The 15704-nt window shown below is 45.9% G+C and carries 15 protein-coding genes, 1 pseudogene and 1 CRISPR repeat array; of the genes and pseudogenes, 5 read left to right on the top strand and 11 right to left on the bottom strand.

The annotated features are described in order from the left end of the window. Window positions 1–66: 66 nt before the first annotated feature. The 5 genes and pseudogenes from argG to H8A87_RS20660 all read left to right on the top strand — a co-directional run. Window positions 67–1299 (top strand): argininosuccinate synthase, encoded by a 1233-nt coding sequence (gene argG / locus H8A87_RS16590; protein ID WP_198691041.1) that lies wholly within the window; start codon window positions 67–69, stop codon window positions 1297–1299. 22 nt (window positions 1300–1321) lie between these two features. Next, window positions 1322–1888, top strand: coding sequence for a formyltransferase family protein (locus H8A87_RS16595; RefSeq protein WP_198691042.1), 567 nt, complete (start codon window positions 1322–1324; stop codon window positions 1886–1888). Between the two features lie 21 nt (window positions 1889–1909). After that, window positions 1910–3391 (top strand): argininosuccinate lyase, encoded by a 1482-nt coding sequence (gene argH / locus H8A87_RS16600; RefSeq protein WP_198691043.1) that lies wholly within the window; start codon window positions 1910–1912, stop codon window positions 3389–3391. A 173-nt stretch (window positions 3392–3564) separates the two neighbouring features. Beyond that, window positions 3565–4206 carry a LysE/ArgO family amino acid transporter gene (locus tag H8A87_RS16605; protein ID WP_198691044.1) on the top strand — a complete coding sequence of 214 codons (642 nt, stop codon included), beginning with the start codon at window positions 3565–3567 and terminating at the stop codon, window positions 4204–4206. A 160-nt stretch (window positions 4207–4366) separates the two neighbouring features. Then, window positions 4367–4501 (top strand): annotated as a pseudogene (locus H8A87_RS20660) (transposase); the annotation flags it as partial. Window positions 4502–5507: 1006 nt separating this feature from the next. On the opposite strand, the gene gntU reads toward H8A87_RS20660, so the two are convergent. The 11 genes from gntU to H8A87_RS16660 all read right to left on the bottom strand — a co-directional run bounded on the left by gntU (window position 5508) and on the right by H8A87_RS16660 (window position 15655). Beyond that, window positions 5508–6845: a gluconate transporter gene (gene gntU / locus H8A87_RS16615; protein WP_198691045.1), complete on the bottom strand. Its 1338-nt coding sequence runs from the start codon at window positions 6843–6845 to the stop codon at window positions 5508–5510. Then, window positions 6845–7402, bottom strand: a complete 558-nt coding sequence (gntK, locus tag H8A87_RS16620; protein ID WP_198691046.1) for a gluconokinase — start codon at window positions 7400–7402, stop codon at window positions 6845–6847. Before gntK ends, gntU begins: the two co-directional genes overlap by 1 nt. 249 nt (window positions 7403–7651) lie before the next feature. Continuing rightward, window positions 7652–8647, bottom strand: coding sequence for a gluconate operon transcriptional repressor GntR (gene gntR / locus H8A87_RS16625; protein WP_198691097.1), 996 nt, complete (start codon window positions 8645–8647; stop codon window positions 7652–7654). Window positions 8648–8757: 110 nt separating this feature from the next. Further along, window positions 8758–9858, bottom strand: a complete 1101-nt coding sequence (locus tag H8A87_RS16630; RefSeq protein WP_198691047.1) for a LacI family DNA-binding transcriptional regulator — start codon at window positions 9856–9858, stop codon at window positions 8758–8760. Then, window positions 9812–11119 carry a 6-phospho-beta-glucosidase gene (locus H8A87_RS16635; RefSeq protein ID WP_198691048.1) on the bottom strand — a complete coding sequence of 436 codons (1308 nt, stop codon included), beginning with the start codon at window positions 11117–11119 and terminating at the stop codon, window positions 9812–9814. Before H8A87_RS16635 ends, H8A87_RS16630 begins: the two co-directional genes overlap by 47 nt. A gap of 12 nt (window positions 11120–11131) precedes the next feature. Beyond that, window positions 11132–11479 (bottom strand): PTS lactose/cellobiose transporter subunit IIA, encoded by a 348-nt coding sequence (locus tag H8A87_RS16640; protein WP_198691049.1) that lies wholly within the window; start codon window positions 11477–11479, stop codon window positions 11132–11134. A gap of 22 nt (window positions 11480–11501) precedes the next feature. Next, complete coding sequence (locus H8A87_RS16645; protein WP_198691050.1) at window positions 11502–12815, bottom strand: PTS sugar transporter subunit IIC; 1314 nt, start codon at window positions 12813–12815, stop codon at window positions 11502–11504. Between the two features lie 24 nt (window positions 12816–12839). Beyond that, the gene (locus H8A87_RS16650; protein ID WP_198691051.1) at window positions 12840–13145 is read right to left on the bottom strand and encodes a PTS sugar transporter subunit IIB; all 306 of its coding nucleotides are present in this window, start codon (window positions 13143–13145) and stop codon (window positions 12840–12842) included. A 324-nt stretch (window positions 13146–13469) separates the two neighbouring features. Then, window positions 13470–13598 (bottom strand): hypothetical protein, encoded by a 129-nt coding sequence (locus tag H8A87_RS20550; RefSeq protein WP_408646937.1) that lies wholly within the window; start codon window positions 13596–13598, stop codon window positions 13470–13472. 232 nt (window positions 13599–13830) lie between these two features. After that, window positions 13831–14653: direct repeats of the CRISPR family, unit length 29 nt; unit sequence CGGTTTATCCCCGTACTTACGGGGAACAC. A 452-nt stretch (window positions 14654–15105) separates the two neighbouring features. Beyond that, window positions 15106–15357: an AbrB/MazE/SpoVT family DNA-binding domain-containing protein gene (locus tag H8A87_RS16655; protein WP_232370328.1), complete on the bottom strand. Its 252-nt coding sequence runs from the start codon at window positions 15355–15357 to the stop codon at window positions 15106–15108. 136 nt (window positions 15358–15493) lie between these two features. After that, window positions 15494–15655 carry a hypothetical protein gene (locus tag H8A87_RS16660; RefSeq protein ID WP_198691052.1) on the bottom strand — a complete coding sequence of 54 codons (162 nt, stop codon included), beginning with the start codon at window positions 15653–15655 and terminating at the stop codon, window positions 15494–15496. Between the last annotated feature and the right edge of the window lie 49 nt (window positions 15656–15704).

Genomic DNA, 15704 nt, shown 5'->3' on the forward strand with positions numbered 1-15704 from the left:
AAGTGTACTTCCAGATTTTACAGACTTATTTTTATGGTCACCGATTCAGAAAGAAAGGGTGACGAAATGGATATTAATCATATGCAGGGGAAAAAAATTGCATTTGCTGCCTCTGGAGGGCTAGACAGTTGCACCATCACACATTGGTTATCGAGGAAGGGAGTCGAAGTTATCTGTTTTACAGCGGATCTCGGCCAGCCCGACGAGGCGAACTTCGACGAAATAAAAGAACGAATGCTGAAGTCCGGTGCGTCAGCATTTGTCGCGGTAGATCTCAAAAATGAAATGGCTGAAATGGGGCTGGCAGTCATTCAGGCCAACGCAAAATATGAGGGAAACTATTGGAATCTGACCGGTGCTGCTCGTCAGGTCATCATGAAAGGGTTATTGCCTAAAATCAAAGAGCGCGGCATCACCATTTTCAGTCATGGTGCGACAGGCCGTGGCAATGACCAAGTTAGATTCCAGGTCATTGGTGCCATGCTTGACCCGACCCTTGAGTTTTATGCCGCTTGGCGTGATCAGGAATTCCTGAATGAATTTCAGGGACGCAAGGAAATGTTGGCATATTGCAATAATCATAAAATTCCGATCAAGGCTTCAGTTGACAAACCTTATTCCACAGACGCGAACTTGCTGGGCCTCACACATGAAGGGGGTTTGCTCGAAGGTCTTGAAACTCGGATGAAATTTGTTGAGCCAGAAATCGGCCAGTGGCCAGAACATGCCGAATCTATTCCTGAACAGTTTTCCATCACTTTTAAGAATGGCAGACCCACTCATGTCAATGGACAGGAAATGAGTCTTGTCGATATTTTTGAATACTTCAACCTCAACGGAGGAAAACACGGGATTGGCATTGCTGAAAATCTTGTCGAAAACCGATTCGTGGGTGTGAAGTCGCGAGGAGTCTATGAGTCGCCTGCCATGGTAATCCTTTCCTATACCTACCAACAGTTACTCCAGCAGATCCTAGACAGAAGGGCTGTTCAGTTCTATCAAAATACCGCCGCGTACTTGGGTGGTCAGTTGTACCAAGGGTATTGGCTCGACCTCGGCTCCCAAATGGCGCGGAAAGCGGTGGATGAACTCACCAACTTAGTCAGTGGGGACGTAATCTTTGAAGCATACCGAGGAAATCTCAGTTACATCTCCAGTAAGAATGTTAAGCATGGACTTTATACCAACGAAGGTTCAATGGAAGCGGAGGGGCAATTTGATCACAAGGACTCCGAAGGCCTTCTCAACATTCTGACGATATCTGCCCGCACCGCTTCTCTGTCGGGACAAATTAAATAACTACATATGGAGGATACATAGCATGGGCAGCTATGATGTCTTGTTCATTGGTGATAACTCTGTGTGGTCGCGGCTTGCAGTGAGTTATTTGAAAGATTGTAACTTCGATGTCACTTCTATTTTCTGGGACTATGGTACAGACGACTCACAAGTTAGGGCCATTGTTCAGCAATGGGAGGGGGACTGGATACTGTCGTTCAAATCCGACTTCATATTAGCCTCTGATATCATCACTAAAGCACGAAGGGGTGCCATAAACTTCCATCCCGCTCCGGTTAGGTACAGGGGGATTGGGGGTTACCAATACGCAATAGACAATAAAGATACAAATTTTGGTGTTACCTGCCACTACATTGATAACCAGATAGATCACGGAAAGATCATAAATGTTATCGAGTTCGGAATCATATCGGGTGAGACTCCAGAATCGCTAATGAGCCGAACAGCAGCTTACGCACTTAGCTTGTTTCATGAAATTTCAGCACGCATAAGAAATGCTCAGGAGATACCTTACGTAAATATCCAATGGTTAGGCAAACTTTATACAAGAACGCAGCTCTCCGCTTATCTGTCGTGCCGTAAAAAATGATCAACAGCATAGGAAATTGTTATGTCTACTAAACTTTGGGCGGGTGTATTCAACAAAGATGTCGACGCCGAAGTGCTCGACTATACGGAAACAACAAAAATAGATGCCAGACTTGTCCATTACGACATATGGGGGAGTATGGCGCACCTGAGCATGCTGAATGAACAAGGAATTGTCGCTCATGATGCAGCATCGGCTATTGCCAGATCTCTTCTTGAACTGCATTATGAAAATGAACAAAATCCGCTCGAACTAAATCCGCAATACGAAGATGTTCACCTGAATATCGAAACATTGATCACTCAGAAAATTGGCCCCGAATTTGGTGGTCGGCTGCATACTGCACGCTCAAGAAACGATCAAGTCGTCACTGATACACGTATGTATCTCCGCGAAGAAATCCTCAATATTGCAGAAACACTCGTTCTATTCATTGACGACCTTCTGCAACTTGCAGAAGAAACTAATGGCAGACTGGCTGTGGGCTACACTCACCTCCAGCCAGCTCAACCGATCAACTTAGCCTTCTGGTACAGCGCTTATGCGAGCATGTTTCTGCGTGACGTTGAAAGACTGAGGGATTCGTTCCGTTATACGAATGTCAATGTCTTGGGCGCCTGTGCCTTGGCCGGGACTTCTTTCAATATAAATAGAGAATTAACAACGCAGTTGCTGGGTTTCGACAGCACTCTTTACCACAGTCTGGATGCAACCAGTTCGCGAGACTTCGTGAGTCATGCAATTTCATCTTCCGCGATTATCATGAGTAATCTCTCACGTCTTGCAGAGGAAGTCGTCGTTTGGAGTAGCCATGAATTCGGGCTGCTGACTGTGGATGACGCATTCGCTACCGGTAGTTCAATCATGCCGCAGAAAAAGAATCCGGTGGTCGGTGAATTGGTCAAGGGAAAAGTCGGCCGCGTTTATGGTGCACTAATGCAGATCTTGACCATCAACAAAGGCATCACGCTCGGCTACAACTGTGACCTACAGGAAGACAAGCCCATGCTGTGGGACACCATTGATACCGTCAAATCGTCGATCAGCATCAGTCATCGACAGATGACTACATCGGTCTATCAATCCGAGCGGGCAACCGAACTGTGTTGGAAAAATTTCTCTACAGTTACGGAACTGGCGAACATGCTTGTTACTAATAAGAACATTCCCTTCAGAGACGCACACAAGATAAGTGGTACGTTAGTTCGTAATTTAACAGAAATACAGTCCGATCTGCGGGACTTTGACTATATTCAAAAATACTTGGCTGAAAACTCGATCACGTTGAGTCTCTCTGAAATACGTGAATGTGTCTCGCCAGACAAGGTAGTTAGCCGTCAGTCAAGTAGTGGTGGCACTTCACCCAAGGCTGTCAGCGATATGATTACCGATATGCGTAACAGTTTATCGCAGCACAAACTCTGGATTGATGAATCAAGGCAAAAACTCAAGCTAGCTTTGGGTACGACAAGGTCAAGGCTTCAAAAGCTCTTACAGATTTAGGGCTGAATGGTCAACGGTGGCCGTCATACCTGGTCGGGGTTAATACCGAAAAAATCAGGGTATCGAAGCAAGTGAAGATCGAATATCTGTTCCGATTCGGTTAATGTGCTTGGGTGCGATCCATTATATTTAATGACATATTTAATGACATATTTAATGACATATTTAATAACATGACTATTTTCCCTGATGTTCTAATCAGTTCCTTTTTGGTAGGCCTCGGCCTGATCATTGCTATCGGCGCACAAAACATCTTTATAATAAAGATTGGGTTGCAAAAGAAGAATGTGTTTCTTGCTGCAACCACCGCAGCCACGTGTGATACGTTATTGATAGCACTTGGTACTATTTTCATGAGTAACTTGGTGCAACTAGTGCCGATGGCCTTACTGTACGCGAAATGGGCAGGAATTGCGTTCCTGCTGTTTTACAGCGTTAACTCCTTATTGAACGCATTAAGAGCGCATCCGAGAGGCTGGAGTGTTCATGAAAGTCATGCTGACTCTGTATCAAGACTTAGTAAGGGCGTACTGATCCCTACTCTGGCATTTTCTTTATTGAACCCACATGTTTACCTCGACACTTTTCTGGTCTTAGGAAACCTGGGCTCCCGGCTTTCCCCGACAGCACAACTCAGTTTTATTATTGGAGCAGGTTCAGCCTCTTATTTTTGGTTTTATCTGACAGGGTTCGCCTCAAAATTATCTTCACGACTCTTCCAGAAGGAAATTACCATACGAGTCTTTGATTTTTTTGTCGCCTTTGTAATGCTCCTGATCGCATATGGAATATACAATGTCCAACCGCCACAATAACCCTTGTTAGCTTTTTGCTTACCAGCATGTACTTCCGAATCCATGATGGTGCTTAGTCAATATTGATGGTGGGAATATCAAAAGTTACTGATTATTCCCTTTATATCTCCGCATAAATACAAAGGATTCTTTATCACAATCCAACAGGTAATAAAAATAATTGACCTCAGGAAATACGAATGATCGTCACCTCGTCAACGCATTGGTAAAAGGGTTAACAAGGTGTTTGTATGGCGATAAAGGTTATTTGTCACAGTCCTTGTGCAATGAACTGAAAGCAGAAGGAATATCGCTATTCTTATACGAAGTTGAGATACCGTCTCAGTCATTGGCAAATGTGTTTACATGCGAATTATTGAGGATTATTAACAAGTCTAAAAACGTATTGAGTGATGTCTGGCTGGAAAAGGCAAAGTCAAAACCATAATTTGTTTTGGAGGTGTTTTCTGGTTCACTCCTACGTTTTGGAAAGGTGACATAACCTGTGTTGTAGCAATATTTTGATGTGTTGTCAGCCTGTGGTCGGGACACTCCAGGGATTCCTAAAATCTTATCTAGGTGACTTTTATATTCAGGAGAGATAACCAAATACATATTTATATTGGATCTATCTAGATTCTTTGGTTTTTTGACGTAAATGCTGTCCTTTTAGATTGTTGTGGCGGTACGGTGTTGCTTTTGTCCTTTTGGGTTTCCAACTAAGTGGAATTTTTTCTCAATCAGGGTGTCCTCTCATCAAATAATCAATGGATTATTATCACTTATTATTTTGTTGAAGGTTTAAAGAAATATTCCTACTGAGCACTATTATCAGACTACTCATAACTAAGCGTCGGGGTTAAAATAATGTCCCTATATGCATCTGAGTTATGAGTAAATGGTAATTTCAGCCATTAGCAATACTTAGCAAGTACTGATAATTTTAAGTTGTTCGTGAAGCGTATCGCAAGTTTGAGGTGTGGGTTTCATGCGGTAAAGCAAGTTTTCAGATGATTATGACATGTGTGTAGATAAGCGAAGGTAGAAGTAGCTATCAAGAGACTCTTAACAAAAAGAACTCAATGGTTGATCTTTTGATGGAATCGCTGAAATTTATAATCAGCGTCATATCAGAGAAATGGCCGATTCGGATAATGGTTTTCACTTTACAAAATATCTTAAAACCATCTCAAAAATAACTATATGATGGTTTTATATTTTTCATCAGATTGCCTCCGGCAAGGAAAGGAGGCAATCTGATGAAAAAACGGCACCTTAACTATAAGGCGCCGTTAGAAATATCTTAAAAAAGCTTTAACGCATCACAACATGGCGAAATAGATCATGCCAACAATCGCGCCGGTTGTGCCGAGAATGGTTTCCATCATCGTCCACGTTTTCAGGGTCTGTGCTTCTGTCGCGCCGGTAAATTTGCCGAACAGCCAGAAACCGGAATCGTTCACATGGCTAAGAACCAAAGAGCCGCCGGCAATACATACTGACAACGCCGCCATTTGTGCACCGGAATAACCCAGTTCGCCAATCACTGGCAAAACCAGCCCTACCGTGGTCAAACACGCGACGGTTGCCGAACCTTGAATCACACGTACCGCACCCGACAGAATAAAACATGCCAGCGCGATTGGCAGACCAGCGCCAACCAATGCATTACCCAATGCAGGCCCAACACCGGAATCGACCAGAACTTGCTTGAACACACCACCTGCGCCAGTCACCAGCAGGATGATCCCCGCAGGTTGAATCGCCGCAGAGCAGACATCCATGACTTTCTCTTTGCTCATGCCCCGACGAATGGCCAGACCATAAATCGCCACCAGACACGCAATCAAAATCGCAGTGAAAGGATGGCCGATAAATTCCAGCCAATGGTATAGCGTAGATTGCTGATCAACAAAACGCGCACCGATGGTTTTCAACCCCACCAATACCAGCGGGAACAGCACCAGCGCCAAGCTGAAACCAAAGGAAGGCATTTGATTTTTACCAATGCTGGGTGTGCTCAAATCTTTGGGTAAATCCAGCGTGACATATTTGCTGATAAAGTTACCGTATATCGGGCCAGCCAATAACATACCAGGGATCGCGGCACTCAGACCAATCAGGATCATCCAGCCAAAATCCGCTCCCATCTGGGAAGCCAGCATCATCGGAGTTGGTCCCGGAACCAGAAATGCCGCAGCAGCGGCAACACCAGCAAACAGTGGAAGCGACAGTTTCACGACATTGCCGCCTGTGCGACGGGCCACAGCAAAGGCCACACCAATCAACAGCACTACTGCCACATCAAAAAACAGTGGCAATGCACAGATAAGTCCGGCAAGACCCAGCGCGTAATTCGCCCGCTTTTCACCAAAACTGCCCAGCAGTTTTACGGCAATCTGGTCAAGAGCCCCTGTTTCATGCAGGATCTTGCCAAACATCGCCCCCAGCGCCACCACAACGGCGAGAAAACCCAAAGTGCCTGCCATGCCGTTTTGCATGGTTTGAGTGATTTTTTCCAATGGCATACCAGAAAAAATCCCTGCGCCCATTGAAACCAACATCAAGGCAATAAAAGCGTGCATTCTGGCTTTCATCACCAGAAACAATAATAGGAGAACAGAGCCGATAGCCGTCAGAACCAGAGTTAAGGTACTCATTAATGTCCCTCGCTAATACGGTCAGTGGTTTTAATTGTATGATCAATAGCTTTAACGGCATTTTTGATGGCTTCATCAAGGACAGATTTGATATCAATGCTATAGACATCTTTTTCATCGCTGCTCGGCTCTTCCAGTGTCTCAAATTGCGAGATCAACATTTGTGGCTTGAAGAAGTGCCCCTTGCGTGCTTTCAGACGACTTTCAATTAAATCAAAATCCCCTTTCATATAGAGAAATGACAGGTTTTTGTTGCCATCACGCAACATATCCCGATAGCTTTTTTTCAAGGCAGAGCACACGAGCAGAGAGACATGATTGGTGCGCTGCATAGCAAAAATGGCATCGTTGAGTGCCTTCAGCCACGGCTGACGGTCATCATCATTCAAAGCGTGGCCTTGTGCCATTTTCGTAATATTGGCGCGGGGATGAAGAAAATCCCCATCCAAAAACGCAGCGCCCAGTTCACGGGCAACGCCACTGGCAACCGCAGACTTACCGCTGCCGGATACCCCCATCAATACAAAAACATGGTTTGGCTGTTGGGTATCACTCATATAAAACTCCTTTATGCAGATCCTACTGTTTAGCTATCTCTGTGACTTACCTGCAAAATCTTAGCGATGAAACATACCTACCAAACAGTACCTAAAAAATATAACCCACAATAATGTTACCGGTAATGAGTTACCGGTAACATTAACAGCAGCGCAGGATAGTGAGCAATCAATCAGGATCGTGAAAAAAGGAAAATGTGAGGCTTATCGCAATTGAAGATGGAAAAGCATCATTTTGAGCTACAAAAATTAAACACTTTCACCCAATGAAAGAGTAAATCCGACATCAACCAGAGTTTGTTCCAGTTTTTCACCCTTCAAACGGGCAAGCAGGACTTCTGCTGCCTTGCGTCCCATTAGATCACGAGGGGTTAACACACTGGCAAGTTTCGGTGTCATTACCTGACCGATATCATGACCATGAAAGCCAGCTACAGCAATCTTTTCCGGGACTTTGATCCCCTGACGCTGGCATTCGAAAATCGCACCGATAGCGATATCATCATTCGTACAAAACAGGCCATCAACTTCAGGATATTTCTGGCAAGTTTCCTGCAAAAGCTGCGCGCCTAAAGAATAGGATGAACTGGCTGGTGTCATCACTTTTCTTGGCTGAAGCCCGGCACTACGCATTGCCATTTCAAACCCCTGCAAACGGATCAATGTCCGCTCATCCTGCCGGGCCCCAAGATAAATTACATTCTGGCGACCACGTTCGATCATCGTCATCGTCATCTGACGCGCCGCTTCAAAATTATCGATCCCTACTGCGATATCAAGGCAAGGCGATACGCTGTCCATCAGTTCCACCACGGGAATACCTGCTGTCTGCAATACCCTTAAGGTCTTGGGTGTATGCGTCCGCTCTGCCAGAATCAGGCCATCAATATTGTAAGAAAGCAGGGAAAGCAAACGTTCTTCTTCTTTCTGGGCAGAGTAACCATAGTGGGCAAGCATGGTCTGATAGCCATTGCGATCTGTCACATGCTCGATCCCACGGATAACTTCGGCAAAAACCTGATTGGTCAATGAAGGAAGCAAAACACCTATCGCACGGCTGGTGGAGTTGGAAAGAATATCCGGCACGCGATTGGGAATGTAACCCAGTTGATCCGCAGCTTCGGCTATTCGTTTTCCCAATGCTTCAGAAACCTGATCCGGATTACGTAAAAAACGGCTGACCGTCATTTTTGTGACCCCAACGAGGTCTGCAATATCTTGTAAAGATGGGCGTTTTTTCTTCATTTTCAGTGTAATGCAATCAGTTATCGATACGTTCGGATGAGTAGCTCGCGGTTTTAACACATTTATACATCATAACAACACGCTTTTTAGCGAAAAATGCCGACGTCATCTCATTTATCAACAGGTTCTGAAATTGTGGTGATTGACGCACGCCTGAGTGAGTCTCGATAAATAATCTGGGGAATAAATGCGGGATGTTGCGTATCGGGCTCAAACAGCAAGCGCGTGGCAAAACGCGCCATATCCGTAATGGGAAAATGGACGCTGGTCAATGCAGGATGGATGGATGCCGCCCGTTCACCACTGTCATAACAGATGATAGAGATATCCTGAGGAACATTTAGCCCTTGTTCAGTAATCGCCAGCAATGCGCCAAGTGCCATTTCTTCACTACAGAAAAACAGGGCATCAGGCCGTGATGTTGCCAAAGATATCGCCAAAATAGTACGGGTTTGTCGGTAGCCACTTTGCAGATCATACTCCCCTTCCAAACAAGCGACCGGTTGTAATCCCGCATCCTGCATAGCATCCAAAAATCCCTGACGACGCTGTTGGCTCGGGTTACGGGACAAAGGGCCACTGACGCAGGCAATGCGAGTATGTCCATGCTCAATCAATGTCTGGGTTGCGAGATAACTGGCCTTGTGATGATCAAATACAACACAACGCTGCTCCAGCCCTGCTACCCACCGATCCAACAGCACGAAAGAGCGGCCGCTGTGAGCAAATTGTCGCAATTTATCATCGCTGATGGCACGGACATGCAGAACCATCCCATTACAGCGCAGGCTGTGCAGATGAGTGATAGCCTGCCATTCATTTTCTGCACTGTTTCGCCCCTGTGTGACCAGAAGCTGCTTACCGTGCAATTCCGCTTCTGTCTGGATGCTATCCATCAAGGCACCGAAAAAGCCTCCACGATAGGAAGTTGTCACCAAACCCAACGTATTGCTCTGACTGGATGCCAGTTCACGTGCCGCCAGATTGGGACTGTATCCCAATTCCACAATGGCATTCTCCACTTTAGCGCGGGTTGCCGCTTTCACGTTGTTATCACCATTGACAACCCGTGATACCGTGGCACGGGAAACACCAGAATAAACTGCCACATCTTCCAGTGTTACCCTGCTTTTTCCTTGTAATTCCAATGAACCGATTCCTGTTTTATTGAAACTGTGGCAAATAAAGACGATTAATATCCAATACTTCATTCAATAATGCCGAATCCAGTGCGACATCGGCAATCAAGGGATGCGTCACCAGTGCCAGTAGAGCCGCCTTGCGATCGCCATGAACCGCAGCTTCAATCGTCAGACGTTCAAAGGCTTTCACTTGCTGTGTCAGAGCCAACATACTGTCCGGCAAGCGACCAAATGCCATAGGGCGCGCTCCTTGGGCATCAACAATACAGTTAGTTTCAATCACCGCATCGTCCGACAAGCCGTAAATGGCTCCACGATTCATCGTATTCACAACCAACTGTGTGCCGAGATTATTGTGGATTGCGGAGATCAATTCCAGTGCGACCTCAGAGTAAAAAGATCCGCCTCGAAAACTTAATTGCTGCGGCTTGTGATCCAGTGTTGGTTCAGCATACAGCTCGAATAACTCCCGCTCCACTTGCATTACTTGCTCTGCCCGTGTGCCCTTGCTCGCTGCGCTCTCTTTCTCTTCCTGCAACATTTTGCCCGTCTGGTAGAAGTAACGGTGATAAGGACAGGGAATCGCCCCTAATGCCCGCAAAAATTCCGGCGGCCAAGGCTCTTCCTTGATATTGTTCATCGTCAACTCTGCGCCACTGCACAGCAATTCCAGCACCCGCTCCGTTTCATCCTTACCATTCACCAGCACCTGATGTGCCCAAACCATATGGTTAAGACCCGCAAAGCGCAACTGCACATCCTGATAAGGACACTGCAACATATTAGCAATCATGTGGTGCATGCTGATCGGCACATTGCACAACCCGATGATCTTGGCCTTGCTATAGCGAGAAACCGCTTCGGTGACGATCCCCGCCGGATTAGTGAAATTGATGATCCACGCGTCCGGTGCAAGACGTTCAACTTTATGGGCGATCTCCAGCAAAACGGGGATCGTGCGCAACGCCTTGGCAAATCCACCAACGCCCGTCGTTTCTTGCCCAAGCAGACCATATTTCAATCCCAGCCGCTCATCTGCGGCACGGGCAGGAAGCTGACCAACCCGCAGTTGAGTGAGGATAAAACTGGCTCCGATGATCGCCTCATCCAGAGAATAATGCACACTGACGGCAACGTGCTGCAAACCATGACGATCCAGCATACGGCGCGTCAATCCAGCAATGATATCCACTTTTTGCCGTCCCGCTTCCACATCCACCAGCGCCAGTTCAGAAAGCGGGATCGTTTGGCTGCGTTGAATGATGCCTTCCACCAATTCAGGTGTATAACTGCTGCCACCGCCAATCACTGCAATTTTGATCGGTTTCATATGAGCCTCTTCTTATACGGTCTGACGATCAGATGCTGGCAAGCGCTGGTACAGATCAATCATATTGCCGGCAAGATCTTGAATCACCATCGCGTTCATCAAATGATCTTGGGCATGAACCGTGATCAAATTGATGGGTAATTTTCCGCATCCTTCATCCAATCCAATCAGCTTCGTCTGGATAACATGGGCGGCGCGAGTTTCCTGCCGGGCTTCCTCCATCAACACCCCTGCTTGCTGAAAGTTTCCCTCTTTCGCCTGTTGCAACGCCATTAATGCACTGCTGCGCGCACTGCCGGCATGTACCAATAACTCGACAATTTGCTGTTCAAAATCCTGCGGTTCAAAATCAATAGACACGCCTCAATCCTCCCTTACGTTATTACGGTTGAATCGCAGACTCAGCCAAGCCTTTTGCCTGCTGCTCTTCCGCCAAAAGCTGTTTTTCATACACCTTGAAGAAGGGATACCAAATCAGCAAATCAACCACCATCAATAACCCGACCAGTACAAACGCACGGTAATCCCAAGCGGCAGAAATCAATGCACCAATCGGAGCAGGTGCAGTCCACGGTGCGATGGCAATCATCTTCTGCACCAAATCCAGATGCAGTGCGCCATAAGCCAGCACCGCATTCACCAGCGGCACAATCAGCAATGGGATTAACAACGTGGGATTCATCACAACCGGAGAGCCAAACAGCAACGGTTCATTGATATTGAACATGGCTGGCACAACGCTCAATTTGCCAATGGTTTTCAAGTGAATTGAGCGGCTGCGCAGATAAAGGAACGCCAATACCAATGTCGAACCAGAGCCACCAATACAGACATAAAAAGACCAATAAGGCGCGGTCAGAATTTGGGTAGTCGTCATTCCCTGAGTCATCAAAGCCGCATTGGCGGCAATGTTGGCCATAAAGATCGGGTTAAGCAGCCCAGTGACGATATTGTCGCCGTGAATACCGGCAAACCACAGTAAATTAGCGATCAATACCACCAACATAATCGCGGGCAACGTATCCCCGACAGCGATCAGCGGCTGGAATACCTGCATCACCGCCGCGGGCAACAACAGGTTAAATTCACTTTGCAGCAGCAAACTGATGGGATAAACCGTCAGCAGGATACCAATAACGGGATACAACAGTTCAAAAGAACGAGCAATGGCAGGTGGAACCTGCGAGGGCATGCGGATGGAAATATTGTATTTCTTAAGCAACCGAATCAACTCAACCGACCAAATCGCGCAGATCAACGCAGTAAATACCCCTGCACCTCCCAGAAAATCGAGCGGCATTTTATTCTCAACCTGCGGTGCCGCCGCCAGCAAAAACGCCATCAAGGACAACAACGCAGAGGTCAATCCATCCAATCCATAAGACTTCGCCAGACTATAGGCCGTCCCTATGGAGACAAAAACGCTCATCAAACCCATCGTCATAAAGAAAGGCATCGTGATGGTTGTCCAATGGGTTTTGGCAAACGCCAGCCAAGCCTGACCGAAAGAAGATGAAGTTTGAGCACCAAAAGGTGGGTTTGCCACAATCAGCATAATACTGCCGATAATCAGAAAAGGCATGGCTGAGATAAAACCATCACGTATCGCAATAATATGTCGCTGGCTACCGATTTTTCCTGCAATGGGCGCAATATGGAATTCTACGATGCGTGTCAGAGAAGTATAAATACTCATAAATCCACTCCGTCTGGTGAAAAGTTATTCCATCAGGCTAAAAGCATGATCCAACACCTTATCCCCCCGAAGCGCCCCGTAGTCCAACATATCAATCAAACTGATGGGTTTGCCCAATGGATCAGCCAGCGCAGTAAAGCGGGCAAGTTCATACCGAATTTGCGGCCCGAGTAAAATTACATCGGCTTCATGGATACAGGCTTCCAACTCCAGCGCTGGCACAGCCTTGATAACCACATCCAACTCTCGTTTTTCAGCTTCTGACTGCATACGCTGCACCAACATGCTGGTAGACATTCCCGCCGCACAACACAATAGAATGGTTTTCATGGTTTTGTTCTCTTTGTTGTTGTCCCATTATTTGATTTAATCCAAAAATGAGAGCGCTCTCATTTGAGCTAAGGCTAACAGGTTATTTTGTGATTGCTGCGATGGAAGTCGCATAAGTTGATAAGTAAGAATTAAGAATATGGATGAAATGCGATCTGCGTTACAGATGGTAAACCAGAAAAAATGAAAGGCAGAATTTGACTGATTTATAAGCTGAAAAAATGGTAGAATTTTTCCGCCCTAAAAAGGGTTTATAAAACAGTTGGATAAAATTAGGGTGTTCCCCGTAAGTACGGGGATAGACCGGCTTTAAATCATTCCCACTCAATTATTAAAAAGTGTTCCCCGTAAGTACGGGGATAGACCGCGTATGACCAGACCGTCATCAAACAGTTTGAGGTGTTCCCCGTAAGTACGGGGATAGACCGCTTCATGGCAATTTAAAGACAGCACCTTGCAGGTGTTCCCCGTAAGTACGGGGATAGACCGGATGGTTGTTTATTATCGGTAGACAAAGTTTTGTGTTCCCCGTAAGTACGGGGATAGACCGTAGATAGAACTTATTGCTATCAATATCGATAAGTGTTCCCCGTAAGTACGGGGATAGACCGCAATACTAAAAGTTAACGACCCGTACCCCATCCGTGTTCCCCGTAAGTAAGTTCGGTATGACCAGTGCAACACCTGGTTTATCCCCGTACTTACGGGGAACACCTGAGATCAGATCTCGGCGCTATTTCGGTTTGCGGTTTATCCCCGTACTTACGGGGAACACGGTAAGAGCGGAAAGATTCGTTCTGGCGGTTCTGGTTTATCCCCGTACTTACGGGGAACACAATGGTGATATCGATGCTCGTGACGGCGTGTACGGTTTATCCCCGTACTTACGGGGAACACACATTAACGAATATGGTGCGTCGATTAACGTGCGGTTTATCCCCGTACTTACGGGGAACACAATCAATTCGTTCGATATCTGCCATATCACACCGGTTTATCCCCGTACTTACGGGGAACACATAAGGGGCGGGCAAGCGACCGTTCTCAGACACGGTTTATCCCCGTACTTACGGGGAACACCCTGTCCCCAACACGCCGTTATTATAAAAACGCGGTTTATCCCCGTACTTACGGGGAACACGCGATCACTCATGTTTATTTCTCTATGTATACCGGTTTATCCCCGTACTTACGGGGAACACCTGGTTACGGGGAGAGAGTTAAACCAATTCTGCGGTTTATCCCCGTACTTACGGGGAACACGGCAATGTGAAACCCAGTTCGGCGATCATCGGCGGTTTATCCCCGTACTTACGGGGAACACATAGTCAGTTGCAGCTCGCGTTAATGACTATGCGGTTTATCCCCGTACTTACGGGGAACACCTACACAGGTTTCCAGAGTATCAAATAAATTGGCGGTTTATCCCCGTACTTACGGGGAACACGGCGATCTGGCTGAAAAAATTCAGGGCTTGGTTGGTTTATCCCCGTACTTACGGGGAACACTCTAATTTTATCCAACTGTTTTATAAGACCTTTTTAGAGGGGTAAAATTCTACCATTTTTTCAGCTTATAAAGCAGTCAAATTCGTCCTTCTATTTTTTCCTACCTGCCCTCTGTAAATTTGATCAAATTTCATCCATTCTTTAAAAAGACTCATTAAGTTATCTGCCATAGAATCGAATGAGCATTCCCCACACAAGGAATAAACCAGATTTAAAATTAAAGAAATTAGACTTAATACAGTGTCCTCGTAGGTACAAAGCTAAACCCTATAAAATGATAACCTTCGTTAACTCGGTTACTTTATCGATAATGTCTTGAGGCGCTTTTTCAATAAATTTGACCTGACGCCCCGAAAAATCTAAAGATTTCACCTGATGGATAAGAATTGCACCTTGGGTAGATAACTCCTCGGAATGAAACAATGTCTCCTTTGTCTGGTATGTACATCGAATCACTTCCTTACCAACAGGACTAACATTGCTCCACTCTCTATCCTCGCCATTACTGTGAAACTTTCTTTAGGGCCTCCGGCTAACAATGATTCCAGCGTCAACTCTCCTTCGATTGGAATGAGCACAATTTTGTTATCTTGAATGGATAGGTCTGACTTTGACCCCGTATGCATGTTGAGTGTTTTCACAATGGCCTTTGGTATGCTAACAATATTAGCGCCACCAGATTGGCGAATAATAACAGTAGTCATATCTGGCCCTCTTCCTGTTTAAGTTATACTCAGTTATAACTGCACTTTTTGTGTTTTACAAAAGTAAAACTTTCTCTAATTTTTACATTATGAGGCTAAACCATAAATACAATGGAGACGTACTTATGATGATTTACTACACTTCAATATCACTGCTTCTGGCAAACATGGCGAAGATAACAATCTGGTGCGTATTAGTCTTGAGAAGAATTGGAACGTTCATGGCCTTGTGATGCGGATGTGTTTCCCGTAAGTACGGGGATAAACCGTGGTTATTCTCACTTTTATTGGTTATCAATTTATGTTCCCCGTAAATACGGGGATAAACGCTCACTTGAATAGCAAAT

The organism is Xenorhabdus lircayensis (assembly GCF_016306625.1).
GTDB lineage: Bacteria > Pseudomonadota > Gammaproteobacteria > Enterobacterales > Enterobacteriaceae > Xenorhabdus > Xenorhabdus lircayensis.